Genomic DNA, 20804 nt, shown 5'->3' on the forward strand with positions numbered 1-20804 from the left:
GAAGCCACCAGTAAATTCGACTAGCGCTTTGTTTTCTCTTTCTTGCTGATTTATTTTTGCATTGGCAATGAGTTGCAATTCTGCCAATTCATATTAGCTGTTCCAACCTTTTCCCTCGCGAATTGTTACTCACAAGATTGGAAATTTTATGATTATGAAACATCTTTTAAAAGTAATGGTTTTTTTCCTTGGCCTTCAGGCCTTTGGACAGAAAGAGCAGACGCATATAAAATGTGAAGAATATCCGGCCCATATCGATTCGATGTTCTACAATAAATGGAATGCTGCCGACAGTACCTGGGTCACTGAAAATCTCAGGCACTATTTCTACGAACAGGATGATTTATCGAAATTATTGTTGCTCAATGGGAGTACCCGCGATTCTGTCTGGCAATGGAACTACTTTTACAATGAACAGGGCATTAACGATTTTGATTTGCTGGTAGAGTGGGAGGAAGGAATTCTTGTAAATAGCCAGAAAAAGGAATCGGACTACAATGAGCAGGGCAAAATCATCAACGAACTGATAAGCAGCTGGAGTTCTGAGCAATGGAACCCTGGATCGTATTGGATTTATGAATACCAAAATGGAATTCTCTCGCGCGTGATCTGGCAATTAAGACGCAAAGACGGTATTTTCTACGATTATCAGTACAGGCATTACAGCTATCAGAACGGATTGATCAGTCAGCTGCGGTTCGAAAGGGTTTCCGACGGGCTGATAACCAATATTCAGGACTACTCCTACAATGCTCAGAATAAGGTGTCGCAGATTATTTACACCAAAATCGATCCGGCTTCGGATAAAGCCAATCCGGTTTATATCAACGACTCGCGCCGGAGCTATTTCTATAATAACTATGGTCTGTGGAGCAATGTGTTGTTCGAAATCTGTACCCCGACAGGCTGGACAAATAATTACAATTACCTCTATTTCTACAGGATAGATCAGGCTAAAAAAGTAGCGGTTTGCCATAATGGTAACAGTATTTGTGTGTCGAAAAATGCCGTGCCTGCTTTGCTGGCAAAAGGAGCTACACTCGGTCGTTGCGAGCCTGAAAAATCAAGGTTTAAGGCGGCAGATGCATCAGTTACAGATTCTGAGACAAGCCAGTCATTTAAAGTATACCCCAACCCGGTTTCGGAAGTATTTTCGCTTAGCGGTAGTTCGCAAGCTGCGGTTCATCTTCAGCTGTATAATTCGCAGGGTGCACTGGTAATGACGAAGGTTATTGTACCTTCAGACGACATGGAAATCAGTCGCGAAGACTTGCCAGCCGGTATTTATACCCTGGTAATAAGCGGGGATGATTTCCGGCAGACAGAACGGCTTTTGTTAAAATAATCGAAAGCTCATTAGTTGAAAACCCTACCCTGTATGGTGGGGTTTTTATATTTTTAGAGGTTTATGAATGTAACATTTATTTATGCGCGACTTCACCCTTAAAACCTATAAAGATCTTCTTTACGCCCTCCAGGCTCAGGGTTACGCCTTTCAACCCTATGCAGAATTTTTAAAAACACCACAGAACAATGCAATCATCCTTCGGCACGATGTGGATTTATTGCCCGCCAATTCGCTGGTCTTTGCACAGATGCAAAATCAATTAGGGATTAGGGGCAGTTACTATTTTCGTGCGGTGCCCGAAAGCTGGGATGAAGAAATCATTAAAGCGATAGCAGCCCTGGGTCACGAAATAGGATATCATTACGAATGCCTTACTACCTGCAAAGGAAATTTAGATAGGGCCCTTGATGACTTTAAAACCAACCTCGAAGCTTTGCGAAAGCTGGTGCCCGTTGAAACTATCTGCATGCATGGCAGTCCGCGTTCGGAATTCGATAGCAAGGATTTATGGAAAAGCCACAATTACAGGGATTTTGGAATTATTGGCGAGCCCTATTTTGATACCGATTTTTCACAGGTTATGTACCTGACCGATACCGGCCGCCGATGGGATGGCGATAAGGTGAGTGTGAGGGACAAAGTTCAAAGTTCAAAGTTCGAAGTTTCTGGTTGGAGGTTTAAATGTACGATTGACATTATAAATGCGGCGAATAGGGGGGATTTACCCGATCAGATTATGTTTACCTTTCATCCGCAACGCTGGACTGAAAAATCACTTCCCTGGGTAAAAGAGCTGGTGTTGCAGAACATAAAGAATGTTATTAAATTCTACCTGATTAAAACCCGAACACGCAAATGAAAATATTATCGGTGGTAGGTGCCCGGCCCAATTTTATGAAAATAGCTCCTTTTATCAGAGCTATTGAGAAACACAATGCCGGCACACAATCAAAAATTCAACACACCTTGGTGCATACCGGCCAGCATTATGACGATCGCATGTCGCGTCTTTTTTTTGAGGAATTGGCCATACCGGAGGCTGACATTAACCTGGGAATCGGCTCAGGCTCCCATGCCGAGCAACTGGGCTATACCATGATTGAATTTGAAAAGGTACTTCTGAGCGAAAAACCCGATTGGGTGGTGGTGATTGGCGATGTCAATGCCACGCTTTCGTGCTCGATAGTGGCCAAGCGACTTCAGATCAAGTGTTGCCATATCGAAGCAGGCCTTCGTTCGGGCGATATGAGTATGCCCGAAGAAATTAACCGCCTGGTCACCGACCGCTTGTGCGACCTGCTGCTTACCCCCGACCGCCTGTCGTCGGCTAACCTGATTGGCGAAGGTGTATCACCAAAGAAAATAGGCTTTGTAGGCAACATTATGATCGACACCCTCGATGCCAATTACCAGAAAGCTTCTCAACTCAGTTTCGAAAAAATCATTGGAGAGAACACTTTATTCGCTCTGCATAAGCATTCTATTATTGAGGATGCCTTTGCAGTAATGACTCTTCACAGGCCATCGAATGTAGATGATAAAAAAGTGCTATCGCCGTTGTTGTCATTCTTAATCGATGAGGCAGGCAAAGATATGCCCTTGGTGTGGCCCATCCATCCCCGGGCAGCCAGGCAACTGGAAGCATTTGATTTGTGGGACAAGGTTAAAAATGCACCGAACCTGATACTGCTGCATCCCTTGGGTTATTTCGAGATGTTACGCCTTACAATGAGTGCCCGCATTATGCTTACCGATAGCGGTGGTTTGCAGGAAGAATGTACTGTACTCGGAACGCCCTGCCTTACTCTGCGCTGGAATACCGAACGGCCGGTTACTCTAAAGGAGCATGGAGGTGTGAGCGTGCTGGTTGGCAATAATATTGAGCGGATTAAAACAGAATACCTGCTTGCCCGGGAGCAAGCAAGAAAACCTGTTCGGCCCGAACTGTGGGATGGTCAGACTGCCGGACGTTGTCTGGCTGCAATTCTGGCTTATTCAGAATAGGGCTCAGTAGTGGAGTTCGTTGTATCAGAATTCGTTGTTGTTGCAGAATAAGTTTCTGGTTCTGAATAAATCGTGGGTTCGATGGTTGTTTCTTTATCCCTTTGGTTCGAATCGCTTTCAATGATTTGAGCCGGGTAAACAGTAATTTTCTTAACGTTCGAATGGTGGGTACAGTCATTGTAGTCTGTTACTTCAACAGAAAGCTGTTCGGTATAAATTTTGTCTGTTTCTTTCGCAAAGAATAAAATCTGGCTTCTTTCCCCACTACTCCAATAATAATTGGCATACCCTGCACCGGCATCAATTTCTACTGTTTCGCCCGATTGAAGCACAATATCTTCGCCAAGCTGAATTTGTAGGACCTGCACTTCTGGTATTTCAACATGTATATCGATGCGGCAAAGCTTGGAATCGTTTATTTTCAAAGCGTAATTACCTGGTTTAAGCGAGTAAAATGCTCCATTGCTCACAAGGGTATCGAGGTAAACCAGGTAAGGTTCCGTTCCGCCTTTTATCTGGAGATCAATGGAGGCATCGTCCCTGTCGGCACAAGTGGGTGGTTGAATCTGTATTTCGCTTATCTGCAAATGATTCTCAGGTTCGCTTACAACAAATACTGCACTTTGGCGGCAGGCGCTGCTTTTCACTAAAACGCTGTAGCTTCCTGCTTCGAGCTGGTACACATCCTCAGTTGTTTCTCCATGGCTCCAGGTGATTGTCTCAAGTCCTGTACCACTCACATTTAAGTCTATTTTGCCATCCTTGCCAGCTTTGCAATTTACATTGCTTACTAATCCCTCAATGACAATATCGCAAGCGGCAGAATCCATCGAACCAGATTCTGCCAGATTGTTCAATTGAGCAGCATTCGCAGACATTATTGTTATTGAAATGAAAGGAAGGACCAGGAATAAGTGCTTCATTCTTTATAAGGTTATCAATTAAGGTGCCCAATCATTACTGATGTGATATTGTGGTCCGGTTTCGGGTACCAGGTAAGTCACAATTTGTATAGTATTGGAATAAGTTGTACCACAACCCGTAGCATTAGCCTGGCGCACAAACAAGGTAGTGTCGCTAATTACACCATAGTCAAGTGCAAGTACATTCGAAGCAGGTATATCGGTCCAGTTTGCATCGCCCGGCACAGCAGTGAGCACATTGGTTTCCTGCCAGGTGTAGGTATAGCCTGACCCACCGGTAGGAGAAACATAATTGATAAATGGTACCAGGTCTTCGCCGGCGCAAACGGTATCAATGTCACCAATGGCACCTCCTATACAGGTGATTACACCAATACAAAAATCGGAATTTGTTGTAGCTATGCTCGTCAGTGTATGCCGGTAGGCTGTTGTTCCCACGGCATTGACATGGGTGCCTTCCACTCCCCAATCCGAACCGTTGGTACGTTTAAGTATACGGTTTGTAGGTTCGAAGGTCTGGCTGGTAAAGCCACTGCCATTGACCGATAAATTGTAGTCATCGGAACTTAAACTGTTTCTTGCAACAAGGCGCCAATACCCTTCGGTAAATACATCGTCAATGGGTATCAGTCCGTCGTTTACCGGAAGGCCAGATGTGCCAGGGTTGGCAGCAACAAACTCACCAGCCAGTGAACCCGCTGTAAGGTTGCTGATAAACCTTACTACAAACGGATTTTGATTGGTTGAGGTTCCCAATGGGAATAAATAGTCGGTTTCGATAGCATTTACCCACCTTTCGAATACTCCGGCAATGCCTCCAGAAATATAGTTCAGTATTCCAATGCTAAGGGTGCTGGTTCCTAATGTAAGCAGATTAGTCTGTGCATTGATAAAGCCCGAATTCAAATTAAAAACGTTGGTGATTTGTACATTGTTATTCAATACCAGATTAGCACTTGTGCTGGTAAAATTATAGAATGTCTCGGTTCCGGAGGTTGTAATTGTCTGGTTGGTACCATCGAACACAACGATACCGGTTCTTTCTTCGAAAGCTGAATTATTCACCCAATTGCCTCCGAGGTTAATTGAATAAGAAGGGGAGGAACCTACATCCAGCGTACCTGCGTTGAGGTTTAAGTTATTGTTTACATCCATGTTGCTCGAAAGCCTGAAAATGGCTGTGCCATCGGTTTGCAGGTTGTAAAAAGCATTACTTGCTCTGGGTGTGAGGGTGCGTGTACCTGAGTTGGATACAAGCCTCACAGTGCTTGTGCCTGCCTGAAACACAGAAGTAGAACCGGCAATCCAGTTTTCGCCTACTGTAATAATGCCTCCGCGGGCATTAAAAGTTCCAGCCGTATTTACCCAACGGTTATTCACAGTAAGGTTATAACTGGTTACACCTGCATCGGGCGAGAGGTCGAACGATCCGGCTGTGAGTGTAAAGTTATTGCTTATTGTTGTATTGGCTGCAAGCTGATAGGCAGCAGTGCCTGTACTATTGATGGTAAGGTTATAGAGGGTAGTCCCTCCTGCATTTATTGTATGCGAACCTGCTGTACCATTAAAAGTAATTGTGCGGGTACCAACAACCAATTGATCGCTATTGATCAGACTACCTCCGATGTTCAGGTTATACCCACTCAGGTTCAATGTTCCATTGGCAATGGTGAGGTTATTGTTAATAGTCAGTACGTTATTTAAATCGTAACCGGCACCAGGGGCATCGATTTCGAGATTATAAAACGTACCGTTAATGAGGCTTATATCCAATGTCCCGGATGGAGTTGTCATGCGCACGGTGGATGTTGCAGGTACAAAGCTGCCTCCATTTTCGCTCCAGTTACCGCCTACTTCAATTACCGGACTGCCTACTACAGCTACTGCTGCCTGGTAGAAGAAGTCCTCGGCAATGGTCAGGTTCTGCGATATAGTGAGCGATGCACCCGTATTTACTGTGACCATTTTTGCAAATGCCGGAGCTGCTGATATGTTGGGGAAGAAGGTAGCGGTTGCCGGTATAATGGCATTGCGTGTAATATCCGGCACGGTACCTGCTGACCAGTTGGCGCTGTTATGCCAATCGGTATTGGTGGCCCCGGTCCATATGTTGGTATTCAGATAGGGCCATCGGATATAACCTGTCAGCGCATCGGGACCACCCAGGTCGTTTTCAAAATCGTAAGTGCCTAATGGGCCGGCTGCATCTTCAAAGTAATAGACAGTAGTACCACTTAAACGACTTACATTGAAAAGCGGACCCGTATTGAAGGTTACGTTGCGAATGGTATCGTCCTCAGCCATTTCATTTTCAAGTCTGATATATATTCCGGAAGCTGGAAAACCATTTGAAAAGATACCATCGGATAAATTATAGACCGGATTAAGGATGGAAGAGTTGCGTAAATACAATCCATCGGCATTGGTATAGGCTACCTGGTAATATTGTGCGGAAAGGTTACCGCCTGCGTTGATGTTAAAGGTGTACCTTCCACTTGTAAGACTGGTAACAGTAGCCAGGTTGGATATGCTTGTTCCGAGAAGGCTGAGTGTACCTCCACTGTTTACATTCAATCGCGAATTGTTGGCCATATTCAGCACAGCACCTTCGTCAACCATTAGTGTGCCTGTTACTGTAAGGTTATCGACACCTCCGTCACCTATGTTCAGTGTTTGTCCCTGCAAATCGAGGATACCACTGATAAGGTTTAGGTTGCGTGCCATCGACATGGCATTGCTAAGAGTGTAGGTAACACCCGGAGCATTGATATCGAGGTCGTATAATGCCGATGCCCCTGCATCAATGCTGCGTGCACCTGAAGAAGCATTGAAGGTCACTTTCCCCGTATTGGGCAGAAAGGTTCCGTTGTTTAACCAGTTACCAGCCACGTTGAGTGCATAATTGGTTGGGCTAAGACTAAAGGTCGAACCACTGGCAATGGTAAGGTTTCCGTTTACGGAAGTAGCCCATCCAAGCTGATATTGGCTTGTGCCTGCAATGGTAAGGTTAGCAAAGGCAATACCCCGGTTATTGATAATCTTGGCACCCCCGCTTCCATCGAAAGTGACATTACCATTCATGGTCACAGAGCCTGTAACATTTCTTGTCCAGCTTCCCTCGCATGTAATATAGTCGTTTGCCGAATTGGCCTGTAAACCACCTGAGATAGTCAGGTCGCCATTGATATCAAGGTCAGTGGCTCCGCCGTCAGCAGGAGTGTTGAGTATTACAAAGGCCCCAGACTGGATGGTCAGGTTTCCGGTTATGGCACCCAAGGAATCAATTAATGGCTGATTGGTTGCCGGAACTATAAATACGTTTTCGTTGCCTGTTGGTACAATGGGAGGGCCAAAGTTGGCTGTCCAGTTGAGCGAATCGAACCAGTCGGTACTCACCGACCCATTCCAGGTAAGCACAATAGGGCCGGTCCAGTTGATGATGTTAAATGGATCGTTGTCGTATGTTTCGCCTGCAAAAAGCCCTGTAGCATTATAGAACTCCAATATGCCAGTCGAAGTACCCGTTTTTGTTACGTTGGCAGCACTACCGCCCGGGTTGACGGGGAAGGCCACATCGTGAATGTAAGTAGGATCGACAAAAGTCTGGTTGTTTTCGATGCGAAGCAATTGCCCGCTATTGGCCCCCAGAGTAAAGCTACCATCGCTGAAGTTATTTACAGGGTCGATGAGTGCAGTGCTGCTAAGGTTAATACCACCGGAAGACATGTATTCGAACAAATAATAGCGGGCCGCAATAGCTCCATCGACATTGAAGTTATATCTATTGCCTGAAGTATTACGAGATACACGGGCAATGGAAGAGGCATTACCCACTACTTCTATACTTCCCCCTACAGCTACGGTTAAAGTGGTTCCATCGCCAATTCCTAAAGATCCACCCGGTCCGATGCGATAATTACCCAAAATGTTGATGACATCGCTGTTACCATTGCCCAGATTAATTGTTTGGCCATTACCATCGAAGGTACCGGCAAGCAAATTAAAGTCGCCGATAAGGTTAAAGGCATCGACAGCAGTATAAGTTGCACCACTGTTAATAGTAAGGTTAAAAAGGCTTGACCCATTCACTCCAATTTGAGCACTGCCTGCTGTTCTGTTCAGGTAATAGGTCCCCGTATTGTTGGTGAAGCTTCCAGCTCCACTTGCCAGCATATCGCCACCTATATAGATTGTGCGCCCGTTGGCGTTAAAATAACCTGAAGGTACAAGTAGGTTATTTTGTACTTCAAAATCATTGGCGGTGTTGTTGTTGGCTGCTGCCCCAAAACCGGTATTGTTAATGGTTAGGTTATAAAATTCGTTCGTATTAAGGGCCGCAAAAGTAATATTTTGGGCTACAGTGCCATTCAATATTACCTCGCCCTGGCGACAAATAAAGTTCCCTGTACCGCCATTGTTCCACGCGCTCGAAAGCGTAATGGCGTAATTGTTATTGCTCACATCGAGGGTGGCATTATTAAAGGTAAGTGAACCTTTTACTTCCATATCTCCCTGAAGAGTTTTAACTGTATTATTGTTAATTATCAGGTTGCCATACGACAAACCATCGACATTCTGGTCAATACTACCCCAATAATATACTGTGCTGGTAGCCGGCATATTGTAGCTGGCAAATCCTTTCGGAAAGTTATTGGTACCCGACACGTACAAACGTGTGGTATTTTCCAGGGTAAAACTGCCTGTGCCTGCAGGGTGGTTGATGAGCATGTCGTATAGAAAAGCATACTGCGTACCCTGGCGGAGAATAAAACTGCCGTTTACGGTGATGTTGTTCCGCAAGCGCCAGATAAGTCCTGGGCAATTAATATCGAGGTTATAGAAAGTACCGGCAAAAACCGACTGATCGTTTACCGTGCGGTCGAAAATAATTGTGCCATTGCCTGTGTAGGTTCCCAAACCATCCCAGCGTAAGCCAGCAAAAGTATGCGTTTCGTTGCCATCGTTGAAGCTTCCGGCTGCATCGAGGTAGAAGTTACCGTTAAAATCGATGTTACAACCTGCAGCAGCTACCATGGATGAATTAATGGTTGCTACACCGTCAACCCTGGTTGCATTGTTAAATGTTTTAGTTCCTGTACCAGCCACCACAAGATCGAAAAATGATCCACTGGTTACTGCCTGGTTTGCTCCATTGAGGGTAACCCTACCCAGTGTAACGGCTCCTTGCGTAGGATAGAACAATCCGCCATTGATGTTGAAATCTCCTTCGACATTGTAAAAATAGTTGTTGGTAGTAGGGATTACATTGCCGTTGAGCACTTCAAATTTACCCCTGAAATTGATGGGAGTTCCTGAAAGGTAGAAACTGGTAATGGCATTGTCGAAAACAACATTGTAAAAATCTGATGTGCGAGGCAGAATGGTAGCAGACCCGGCACCTGAGTTGAATACTACAGTACCGTTCCCGTGAAGGAATAATCCGTTTGTTCCCCGGGTCCATAAACCACCAGCATAGATAGCACTGTTCGCTGTAGCCACAGAAAGAATACCTACACTAACGCCAGTGCCGATAGAAATGTCGCCGGTTGCTGTAATGTTTCGGTTATTATCCAATACTAGTGTACCTGTGGTGATGGTGAGGTTTTTACACTCTGCATCGGCATTGGAAATAATGGGGTCATTCGACCTGTCGGGAATGATGGCATCGATGGTGAGGGTCGGTACTCCATTATCCCAGTTTCCATCCAGATGCCAGTTGGTATTCACAGCGCCGGTCCAGTTGGTAAGTATAACAGAGGGCCAGCGAATTAAACCGGTAGTGGCCGAAGGAGTGGCTTCTTCATCATCTTCATAAAGATAGCCACCAAGGTTACCCCCTACAATGCTGAATTCGACTGGTGTGGCTGCAGCTTCGCGACGTACATTGAAATGGCTGCCTTGCACCGGAGTTCCTGTATAATTAAAGGTTATGTTAGAGATAATACCTCCGCTATAGTCCGATTCGATGGTAAGGTAACGCACACCTGCCACAGTTCTTATGTTGCTCCAGGTACCATCCGAAAAGTTGTTGGTGGCATCTAAAACAGAACCTACCTGGAGGTTCATTCCGGCATCCTGCAGGTATTCGATAAGGTAATAGCGTGCAGCTATGGTACCACCGGGCAGTACATTAATTTGTGTTTCTGCACCTGCTACACCTGCCACTTCGCGTGAAAGTGTGGCAATATCCGAACTTGAACTGCCTACCAGGTTAATGCGTCCACCAGCGTTCACATTCATCACACTCTGTGAGCCTTGGTTGTTAAAAAGCATATTAGCATTCTCGTTCACGGTAAGTATTCCGTTGATGGTAAAAGTTTTTCCTGCGCCAAGGTTGCTTCCGAGTATTAGGGTGTTGGAGTTTAAACTTAAAGTGGCATTGTTGCCTAAAATAAGCGATCTTCTGAAACGGGTCGATGGCGATTGTAACAAATACGATACGCCGGCTGTGGGTGCCATTACTACGTCGTAAAAATTCGATCCACCGCTGGTGATATCCACAGGTCCTGCAGCTCCATCAAAGGTAACAGTAGAAGTATTGGCTGTAAAGCCGCCCTGGTTGGTCCAGTTACCTTTTATAAAGATATTATAATAGGCAGTATATGGATTGTCTGAAGTGTTAAGGGTGGTACCTGTCTGAATGAGCAGGTTACCGTTGATGGTCCAGTTCGAAAACATATACTTCGTACCGGTTCCCTGGCAAGTGATATCATTGATCTGGAAAGCCGGTGTATTGATATTCTGGCCACCACCATTGAGAATCAGATTCGCATTGCTGCTAAGCAGAGTGCCGCCAGCTGTATTTATAAGAGAGCCTTGAAGATAGTGTGTCAGCGAACCCATATCTACCGTTCCTGCATTAATGGTAAAGCTGCCATTGATATCGGCACCATATGTTGTGAATGTTTTTATAGTGGCGTTGCTGAAAGCTATATTGTTGAAATAGTTCAGTGCATTTGCAGGGCCCGGATTAATCGATTGGTCGGTGGTTCCACTAAAGGTAAGGGTACCTCCTGTGTGGGTAAAAATGCCATTGTTATTCCAGTTAGTTCCGTTGAATGCAATATTTCGTGCCGAAGCACCGGTAATGCCGGCTGAGTTGGTAAAGTTGCCGTCGACGTTTACAGCATCGTTACCATCGCCAATGGTTTTTACTCCCGACCCTGAGAGCGTAAGGGCGGGTAACAGTAGAATGTTCTCCTGGTCATCGCGCAAATACTGGTTGCCAAAACCATCGAGATTCACTACTATGGATGAAGATGATGGCGTATAGAAAGTAAGGTAAATATTCGGACCAGCTACATTGATGTTCCTTCCGTTATCGAAGTAAACCGAAGTGTTCATGGTAAAGTCGCCGTTAACATCCAGGTTAGCCAGGCCATCGGAAGTTACATTTTTAACATTGTTGAAGGTAAGGTTACCATAGACGATAGAATTGCCTGTAAAAAGAGTCTGGTCAACACCAGCAGGACTGCTCAGGTAATAAGAGCTGTTTGCGGCAATATTATAGGTTCCAAAACCTTGCGGTATGGCAGGGGCCGTAGCAGAAGGGGTTGCATTAAAGACCCGTCCGCCACTTTCGATAATAAACGACCTGCTTGCCTGCCCTTGCATGGTACGGAAAATTGTATTGTTCCAGTATTGGTACATGACAAAATCAATGTCGGTTTTAACCGTTACATTGCCCCCAATCAGCAGGTTGCCCATCAGCCATTTATCGCCACTACCACCCAATATCAGATGATTTAAGCTATCGAGGTCAGCATCAATGGCCCAGTCACCACCCACATGTTCGAGGGTCGCATTGCCGGTTCCCCAGATAATGTCGCAGGCCGGGCGAATGCCCAGGTTACCGGTAAGGGTAATATAGGCCTGATTGGTGGCTACATCGAAGACAGTGAAATCCACATCGTCTATATCCAGCGAACCTGAAATAACCAGGTTGCCAAGTGCTCTTTTGGTGGTGGGTACTGCTGTAATTCCCCTTAAAAGCAAATTGCCATAAGTGGTGGCATATACATCCTGATTGATATTGGCCTGGTAGTAAACCCAGCTGGTAGGAGCCATGCTGATGGTTTCGAAAGATACCGGAAAGTTGCTGGCACCTCGTAACTCAAGAACTCCGAAATTGGTAAGCACATTGGAAGTACCTGTGCCGGTAATTAGATAGGTGTTAAGGTTTACAGTACCTGAACCTCCATTAATAGTAAAGCTTTCGGCTACATTCGAATTGTTGAAGAAGGTCTTGCCGCCCGCATTAAAGAAACTAATGTGGTTAAAGCTCGTGGCATTGCTTCCCTGGTCGATATTCTGCCCGGCAGTACCATCGAAAATTACCGTTCCTAATCCGGTCTGAGTAAAAGCGCCATTGTTTACCCAGTTTCGGCCTACATAAACATTATTGAGCTGGGCATTGAAGCTTGTACCTCCACCGATGGTAAGGTTGTTGTCGATGTCGATATTCGAATTAATTGTTTTAGTAGCACTTCCTGCAGTTAGTAAATTGTAAAACGTACCATTGGTAATGCTCTGGTTGGTTCCATCGAAAGTTACATCGGCAGTGGCATGTTGAAAAATAGCTCCGTTGGCCTGGTCGATAAACCAATTGCCACCCACGGTAATGTCATTGGCTCCTGAGGCCAGATTGAAGGTACCTTCAGTGACTGTTAAGTTGTTGTCGATGTCACTTGGGTTGCTCAGGTTGTAATTGGTTCCGGGGGCATTGATAACCAGGTTGTAAAATGCCTTTCCGGCAGTTATTCCACCACTGTTGATAGTGTTGTTTCCTCCTGTACCAATAAAATTAACCGTAGAACTGCCATGGTTAAAGGTGCCACTGTTCGCCCAGTTTCCTCCAAGCGATAATTGAGTGGTATTGTCGGTAAGGCTGTAGGTAGTATTGATCCCAATTTGTAAGTGCTCTGTAATGTTCATATCAAAGCCATTTTCCTGTACCAGGCTTATGGCGTTTCCTCCCTGTGCATCAAGCAAAATACGCAAAGCTTCGGCATTGGCCGATGTCACTCTTACTGCATAGGGTCCGGGAACAAAGGTATGGTCGAGGTAAGCAATATCTGTTGGTCCGGGAACAAGGTTACCCGACCAGTTGTTGGCATCGTGCCAGTTTTCGGTAAGTGCACCGCCATCCCAGAAAAATCCTGCCGGGAAAGTCCATTCGATCAACGTGCCAGGGTTACCGTTATCCTGGTCGTAGTTTTCGCCGGCAAGAGATCCCGAGGCATCCTGGAAAGTTATTACGCCTAGGCCCGAAGTACGGGATACATTGTAGGTTGGCCCGGCGGTGAAAACAACATTTTGCAGATTAAAATCTGCAAAATCAAGCCCCGTCAGGGTTAGGTAAGCATTGCCGGCACCCATCAGGAAAAATCCGTTGCTGAAGTTGTTGGTTGCATCAATGGTACCCCCGGTTAGGGTGATGTTTCCGTTGCGCACATTGTAGTATTGGGCTTCGAAAATACCCGCCGATTGGTTGATGGCAAAAGTTCCGGTATTTCGGGTTACTGTCGCAGGTTCGGCAGTTGTACCAACTAAACGGAAGGTGCCACCACTATTCACAACAGACTGGGTATTGCCATTGAAGTTCAGTGTCGAAGCTGTATCGACAAAGAAGGTGCCTCCATTGATGACGATGTTGCGGTTGTTGCTGTTTACCGTCATGGTGTTGCGGTTCAATACAAAGTCGCCGGCAGTAAGCACAAAATTTACATTGGTAATGGAAAAATTGCTTTGAACCCTGTATTCTGCTCCGGGAGCATTGACTACAATTCCTCTTAAAGCTGCCAGGTTCGGATTGAAGGAATAATTTCCAGCAGATCCATCGAGGGTGATTATACTTGCATCGTTGTTGTGCGAGAAGGTGCCGGCCTGATTGTCCAGGTCGCCTGCCAGCCATAAATCAAAGGCATTTGTTTGAAAAATTCCGGAAGTGATCACAAGATTATGGTTCACATCGAGGTCGCCAGCCAGATTGGCTGTATTGGTGTTTTTTCCGATTTCCACATCGTAGAAGCTTTTCCCTGCCAATGGGCCTGTAGTGGTACCGGTAGAAATGGTTCCGTTTCCACCCTGGAAGATAACGCTTGCAGTGCGTGGCAGAAATACGGCACCAGCGGCTGTATTATCCCAGTTTCGGTAAACTGTAATGTCGTTGTCGTTGGCATCGAGGGTAGCTGTGCCTGAAATAATTAAATCCTGGTTGGCGGTAATATTCCCTAAAAGGGTTTTGGTGCCAGAATTCGTAAAATTCACATTGTAAAAGCTCGATGCGCTGATGTTTTGGTCCGTTCCATCGAAATAAACAGTGCGGTTGTGCTGAAAAGTGCCTGTATTATCCCAATCGCCCCTAATATAAAGGTCTACGTTGGCCCAGTTTCCGCCGGAAGCGCTTACTGTGGATCCACTGATAGTAAAGTTTCCATTTACCTCTACATTGATCGATCCGAGGTTTTGCCTGCCAAATGCCTTATCGCCTGCACCCGAAAATACCATGTTGTTAAAGATCAAGGGTAGCGGATGCTCGTTATAAATGTATTGTGCATCGGCTCCATCGAAATAAAGATTGCTGCCTGCAGCAAGAAAGGTTTGGCCTAATTCAACGTAATTTGTGTCACGCCTAAGGCTTCCAGATAAGTAAATATTTTGGTTGCTGATATCCAGCACGCCGGCATTACCTAAAATGCGGGTATTTAGGTTCACATGCAACTCGCTTAATACAGCGAGGGTTTGCAAGCCTGCTGCATTGGGCTTATTGATAGTAAGATTACCCAGGTAACTGCTGCTGTTAGAAGTAAGTGTTTGATTTGTGGAGCCTCTAAAGGTAGTTGTTCCGGTGGTTTGTGTGAATAATCCGTTGCCCAGCACTGCGAAATTACCATACATATTCAGGTTTCGTACCGAAAAATCAATGGTGGCAGCCGGGTTTACGGTGAGGTTTCCATAGATATTCAGGTCGGTAACCACATCCAAAATGCCCGTATTGCTTACTACTACATTGTTGAAATTAACACCCTGAATGGACTGGCTGGATCCATCGAATGTAATGGTTCCGGTTGCGGATGCTGCTGTATAGTATGCAGTGTTGTTAAGCAGCCAGTTACCGGCCAGGGTATGGTTAAAGCCTGCATCGAAAAATACCGGAGTGCCGCCTGTTACTGTGATATTGCCATTAATGTCAAGCGGCCCGCGGGCTGTTTTATTACCACCATTAAAGGTGATATTTCCATAAGTAAAGCCATCGGCCAGGGTTTGTGCTCCGTTTAGTGAATAGTAAACGGTACTGTTCACATCCAGACTACGGGTGCCACCAAAATTATCCATCACCCCGGCTCCGAAATCGGCCAGACTAGTGTTTAGTTGACAATATTCGCCAAGTGTAAAGTTGTTGGGAGTGCCTCCTATGGCATTGTTGTTCAGGTTCACAATGAGCAGGGTAGCAATACTGCCACCGCTGTTTGTAATATTCAGGTTGCCATCGAGAATGAGGGTACTTCCGGCTTGGAAAGTTTTTGTGCGTGTTGCCGAAGGTCCGTTAAGTGTAATAGTCAGGTTGTTAAATGAATAGTTCCCGGTTCCTGTTGGCTCAATAATCTGGTCGAGATCATCGGCATCGAGGCTTACGGTAGCCAGGTTCCCTGCGATTGAACTGTTGGTACCGTTTTGTATGTTGCCGGCAAAAGTATGGCTGTAATTCTGAAGGTCAAGGTTGGTGGCCCCGTTTAGATCGAGGTTGCCATTTACATCCAATGGTCCGTCAGCAGTTTTGATTGTACCTGTACCATTGGTTTCGAGGTTACCATAAGAAAGGGATCTGATTGTTTGGTTCAGAGCAGCATCATACCGCACCCACGAAGTTGGATTTAAATTATAGCTTCCAAAGCCGGTAGGGAAGTTATTGCTTCCTCGTATATAAATGCTTATACCTGCTGCAGCACTTAGGCTGAAACCTGGCTGACCAACAATTGCAGTGTTGTTGTTGAATAACAGATAACCACTATTGATGAATACATTGTTGTTGATATTTGCGGTTAATGAAGTAGCAGGCAGTGCTTGCGTTAAGCCAACATTACCAGCAATAACGAGGCTGCTTGTACCAAGTGTTAAGCTGTTGGAAGCATTGGCTGTAGAAAGGTTGCCGCCTCTTAAAGTCACTGAACCAGACCAGTTGCAGGTACCATCGATTCGCAGTCCACCATTAATTATGTGGTCACCATTGCCGTCGGTTGTGGCGGTAGATGAAATGGTAACCAATCCAGTGGCCAGGAGGTTCCCATTTATAGTTTTTACATTAGCACCCCCGTTGCTTAAAGTAAGGTTCAGAAAGTTTACAGTACCTTCGAAGTCAATGGATTGTGCATTGGTTCCATTAAATGTAGTGGTGTTGCCTGTATGGTTGTAAGTCGATCCGGTTTCGACTAAAAAATTACCTCCTATACCCACTGTTAAGGTTGTGGGATTAAGGTTGGTGTTGTTGGTTACAGTAAGGTTTCCGTTAATCTGTACATTTTCCTGAAAGGAGCCAGCTCCGCCACCACCGAAGATGAGGTTATTGAAATTAATGATTAAAGTCGATGGATTATCGTTAATGGTATTCACAAGACCATCGAAATAAATGGTGCCTGTGCCGGTCATGGCTCCCGTTCCGGTGGCCGACCAGTTTCCAGCCACTGTGTGGGTTAATCCTCCATCCTGAAATACCGATCCTGTTTCGAAAAACACATTTCCATTGATATCAAGAGGAACAGAAGCGGTAGTATTGCTTCCGGTTTTAAAGGTGATGTTATTGAGCACAGGGCTGTTTGAACCGGAAATTATACTGTTTCCGAATAGTTCAAGATTCACCACATCTGAAGCAGAAGGCCGTAAATTGGTATTTCCGTTGTTTACAATGTTGCCATAAACCAACAGGGTATGTGCCGGAGCACCCGACGAACCTGCATTAAGGGTAGCACCAGCACGTACATCAAGCAATTCCTGCACAATTACACTTCTTTGTGTAGCCGTCGATCCAATTCGTAAGGTACCAGAGCTACCCTGCCCAATTTGTAGTTTTAATACGTTCAGGTTCCCGTTGTTGTCCACAATCAGGGTATGCCCGTCTTGTACAATCAAGGTGTTTAAGCCGTTTGTCACACTCGATGGATTGGGCCCTGTGCCGTTGGAGTTGCGTGTCCAGCTGGTAACCAGTCCTGCTTCGGGGTTGCCGTTCGAATAATAAGTATTCGATGGGTTGGTCCAGTTAATCAGGGTGCCCGGGTTTCCATTGTCGTTGTCGAAATTTTCTCCTGCCCTTGCCCCGCTGGCATCTACAAAGTTAATGGCACCAGTGCCAGAAGTACGGGAAACATTATAGGTAGGCCCTGCATTGAAAGTTACATTGCTTACATCGGGCAGTCCAGTAAGGTCGATGCCTGTTAGTTGAATGGACTGAGCTCCTGTGCCGGCTGTAAACGCACCATCGCTCAGGTTGTTGGTACCATCGATACTTCCGGCAGTGATGTTTAAGCCGCTGTTAAGATTTCCGATAAGGTAATAGCGTGCCCTTAATAGTGCTGTGGCGCCTGGCTGATTGTAGAACCAGCTGCCTGCACCGTTGTTATTGACTTCGGCCACATTGCCTGCCGATCCGTTTACACTGAAAGTGCCATTGTTGGTGATGATGCGTGTGTTGGCCATTAATAAGCGTGCGTTGCTATTTAATAGCAATTCGGCCCCTGTTTCTATAAAAACATGTTGATTGACTGTAAGTGTGTTGGAGTTAAGGCTGAGGGTTCCCCCAACAACTCTTATGGTATCTGCAGTTGTAATGTTGCCAGACATGCTTTTTGTTCCAGTACCCGCTATCGACAAACGCCTGTAATTGGCTGAGGCCAGCATGCTTTGACTTCCATTTCTGTTGTAATGGATACGGTGAGAATAGGCATCGGTAGTAAATGCCGTAAGGCTATTGGTGGCGCCTCCTAAATAAATCTGGTGCAGCACTAATGCACTTCCCGAACTAATGGCCATGGTGCCAGTTCCGGTGAGGTTGCCGGACATATTTATTGTTTTTGCCGTGGTACCTGGTATGGTAAAGGTTCCATTAATAGTCGAATTTCCGCTTACATCGAGTGTGGTGGCAACTATTCCCATGCTGAAGTTTACAGGGGAAACCACATTCAGGTCGCCAGCGATAGTTGTGTTAGCCAATAGTGTTTTAGTGTTGGCTCCGCTCAGGGTGAGGTTAAAGTAATCAGTGGCAATCACATTCTGGTTTCCGGCTCCATTATAATTTATGGTATTGGCAATAGCAATGGCAGTAAGATTTGCAATTGTTGGAGTTGCCGAAAGGTTTAGGGTGGCTCCAATACCTTGTATCAGAGTACCAGTTCCGGCCAGCGTTGCCAGGTTAGCTATGGTATTGTTTGTAAATGTTCCGGGGTTAGTTACTGTGGAGGTACCTGTTACTGTCAGCGTAGCGATATTGTTGCTCAGGCTGCCGTTTACTGCCATTTGTGCTAAACTAATGCTGGCAATGGTGCCATTAATTTCTCTTGTGGCGCCCGAGAAAGAATAAGTTCCGGTTCCGGCAGTGAATGTTGCTCCGGTGTTAACAGTGAGGTTTCCGGCTATTGAGGGAGAGGCATTGCCGGTGTTCGACCAACTTCCGGTTCCCTGCACCAAAATATCGCTAAAAGTGAGCGATGGTGCCGCGGTGAATGATGCAATCCCTGCTATATCGAAAAGACCATTAAATATTTTTGCCCCTGCAGCATTGTTTATGGTGATGGTTCTGCCTGCCGGCACTGTAGTAGTGCCGCTTACTGTGAGCGCCACATTGCCGATAATAGCATTTGCAGTGGGTAAGGTAAGGGTTCCTGATATGTTTACTACGCCGCTGGCGGGTCCCGCAATGGTACCGCCCGAAAGGTTTACATTCGCAAAGGAAGTGGTTCCGGGCAAAGTTGCATCGGCATAGGTGCCTGCCAACGTAGTAGCACCGATAACAGAAAAATTAAAATCAGCGGGGTTGAAAAAGGTGAGAGTTACCAGGGTAAAATCTCCATTTAAAACGCTATTGCCAAGAAGTGTTTTTGTGACCGACCCGCCTCCACTGCATGTAAGGTGATGGTAAGTATTGGACCGGATGTTTTGGGCTCCGGCAGAACTGTAGGCAAAGGTATTGGGAGTAAATCCTGTGGTATTAAGCGTGCCATTGGCCATAGGCTGGGTACCGTTGCGATAATTTGTGAGAGTTCTGTTGATGTAAACCGAACTGTTGTCGGCATTGCCATTTAGTGTACCTAGTAGAATTAACCCGGTGGTGGCTTCTGATATGTTATTGTCGAGGGTAACTCCTGAACCCAGCGTTACCGCACTGTTTAAACTGATTACTCCGCTTCCGGCAAGTAAGGTATTTACATTTACTGCCATCGTACCGTTAATAGTCATGGTCGATGCACTATTGTTGGTAAGGGTTAATGGGTTGGTTTGTAAAGTAACTGTTCCAGCACCAGTTTTACTAAATAATCCTGTATTGATGATGTTTCCCTCGAAAATAAATGTTCCAGTTGCAGCTGGATTAAATTGACCGGCATTGGTAATGTTTCCCTGAAAAATATGATTGGAATTACTTCCAGTCGAGAAATCACCATTAGCTTCGATATCAACATTACCCTGAAAAGAGTTTATGCCGCCGTTATTTCCATCTTCAAGTCTTCCACGGGCCCTGATAAGTGTATTGCCGGCTACCGTAATGTTCCAACCACCTGCATTGAGCGAGATTGTATTGATGGGGTGAAGGCTTTCGATGAGCAGGTTGCCGTTTATGGTTAATGCAGCACCCGATGTTTTTATGCGGCTGGCTGCAGCAGCTGCTGGCAGTTCAAGAGTCAGGTGATGGTAAACTATACTTCGGAAAGCTGTGTTGTCGCCAAACCAGCGCACGGTACTTCCTGCGGCGGTGGTGAAGGTTCCGCCCGTAAAAGTTCCAGCAAGGTTTAAGGTACCAGCTCCTGTAATGCTTACAAAGTTTTCATTGACTGCTCCATTGGTGGTGATGTTCCCGTTAATTGTAGCCGATCCTGTGGAAATTATGAGGTTGTTGGTTTCGGTGGCACCAGAGGTGTTCGCAAGAGTCAGGGAACCACAATTTAAAATGCTTGTTCCATCCACTGCAATGGTTTGGCTTACGCCACCAACTGTGGGGTCTGTGCATGTAATGGCGCCGCTTACGTCAAGCTGGCCCCCCGTATTAATTTGCAAGAGGGTGTTGGCGCTGTTAGCCGAAAAGGTAATTGAGGCACAGGAATAATTGCCATTGTCAACAACAACTGTAAATCCCGAACCAATAGTAACTGTATTTCCGGCAACCGGCACACCGTCTGGATTCCAGTTAGCTGCATCGCCCCAGTTGGTGGTTGCTGCGCCACCGTCCCAGCTTACCTGGCTTGTTGCTATATAGGGTACAAATGAAAATAATACAACCGAGATAAGAAGTAAAGCTTTTTTCATAGAAAGCTATTTTATTTGTT

At 45.7% G+C, this 20804-nt stretch carries 5 protein-coding genes; 3 read left to right on the plus strand and 2 right to left on the minus strand.

All coding sequences use genetic code 11. The features are described from left to right. Positions 1-154: 154 nt before the first annotated feature. From IPM71_08890 to wecB, 3 genes are all read left to right on the plus strand, one after another. Positions 155-1345 (plus strand): T9SS type A sorting domain-containing protein, encoded by a 1191-nt coding sequence (locus tag IPM71_08890; GenBank protein QQS49736.1) that lies wholly within the window; start codon positions 155-157, stop codon positions 1343-1345. 82 nt (positions 1346-1427) lie between these two features. After that, the gene (locus tag IPM71_08895) at positions 1428-2207 is read left to right on the plus strand and encodes a hypothetical protein (protein ID QQS49737.1); all 780 of its coding nucleotides are present in this window, start codon (positions 1428-1430) and stop codon (positions 2205-2207) included. Further along, on the plus strand, positions 2204-3352 hold the full coding sequence (gene wecB, locus IPM71_08900) for a UDP-N-acetylglucosamine 2-epimerase (non-hydrolyzing) (protein ID QQS49738.1): 1149 nt from the start codon (positions 2204-2206) through the stop codon (positions 3350-3352). Before IPM71_08895 ends, wecB begins: the two co-directional genes overlap by 4 nt. On the opposite strand, the gene IPM71_08905 is transcribed toward wecB, so the two are convergent. Further along, positions 3340-4275: a SprB repeat-containing protein gene (locus IPM71_08905; GenBank protein ID QQS49739.1), complete on the minus strand. Its 936-nt coding sequence runs from the start codon at positions 4273-4275 to the stop codon at positions 3340-3342. The two genes, wecB and IPM71_08905, sit on opposite strands and share 13 nt — an antisense overlap. Before the next feature lie 18 nt (positions 4276-4293). Then, positions 4294-20784, minus strand: coding sequence for a hypothetical protein (locus IPM71_08910; protein ID QQS49740.1), 16491 nt, complete (start codon positions 20782-20784; stop codon positions 4294-4296). Positions 20785-20804 lie beyond the last annotated feature (20 nt).

This window comes from Bacteroidota bacterium (genome assembly GCA_016699695.1).
GTDB lineage: Bacteria > Bacteroidota > Bacteroidia > Bacteroidales > UBA10428 > UBA10428.

What these genes read in the sequence shown, in the direction of transcription:
- IPM71_08890 (QQS49736.1), top strand. Translation starts at nt 155, where the DNA reads ATGAAACATCTTTTAAAAGTAATGGTTTTTTTCCTTGGCCTTCAGGCC.
- IPM71_08895 (QQS49737.1), top strand. Translation starts at nt 1,428, where the DNA reads ATGCGCGACTTCACCCTTAAAACCTATAAAGATCTTCTTTACGCCCTC.
- wecB (QQS49738.1), top strand. Translation starts at nt 2,204, where the DNA reads ATGAAAATATTATCGGTGGTAGGTGCCCGGCCCAATTTTATGAAAATA.
- IPM71_08905 (QQS49739.1), bottom strand. Translation starts at nt 4,275, where the DNA reads ATGAAGCACTTATTCCTGGTCCTTCCTTTCATTTCAATAACAATAATG.
- IPM71_08910 (QQS49740.1), bottom strand. Translation starts at nt 20,784, where the DNA reads ATGAAAAAAGCTTTACTTCTTATCTCGGTTGTATTATTTTCATTTGTA.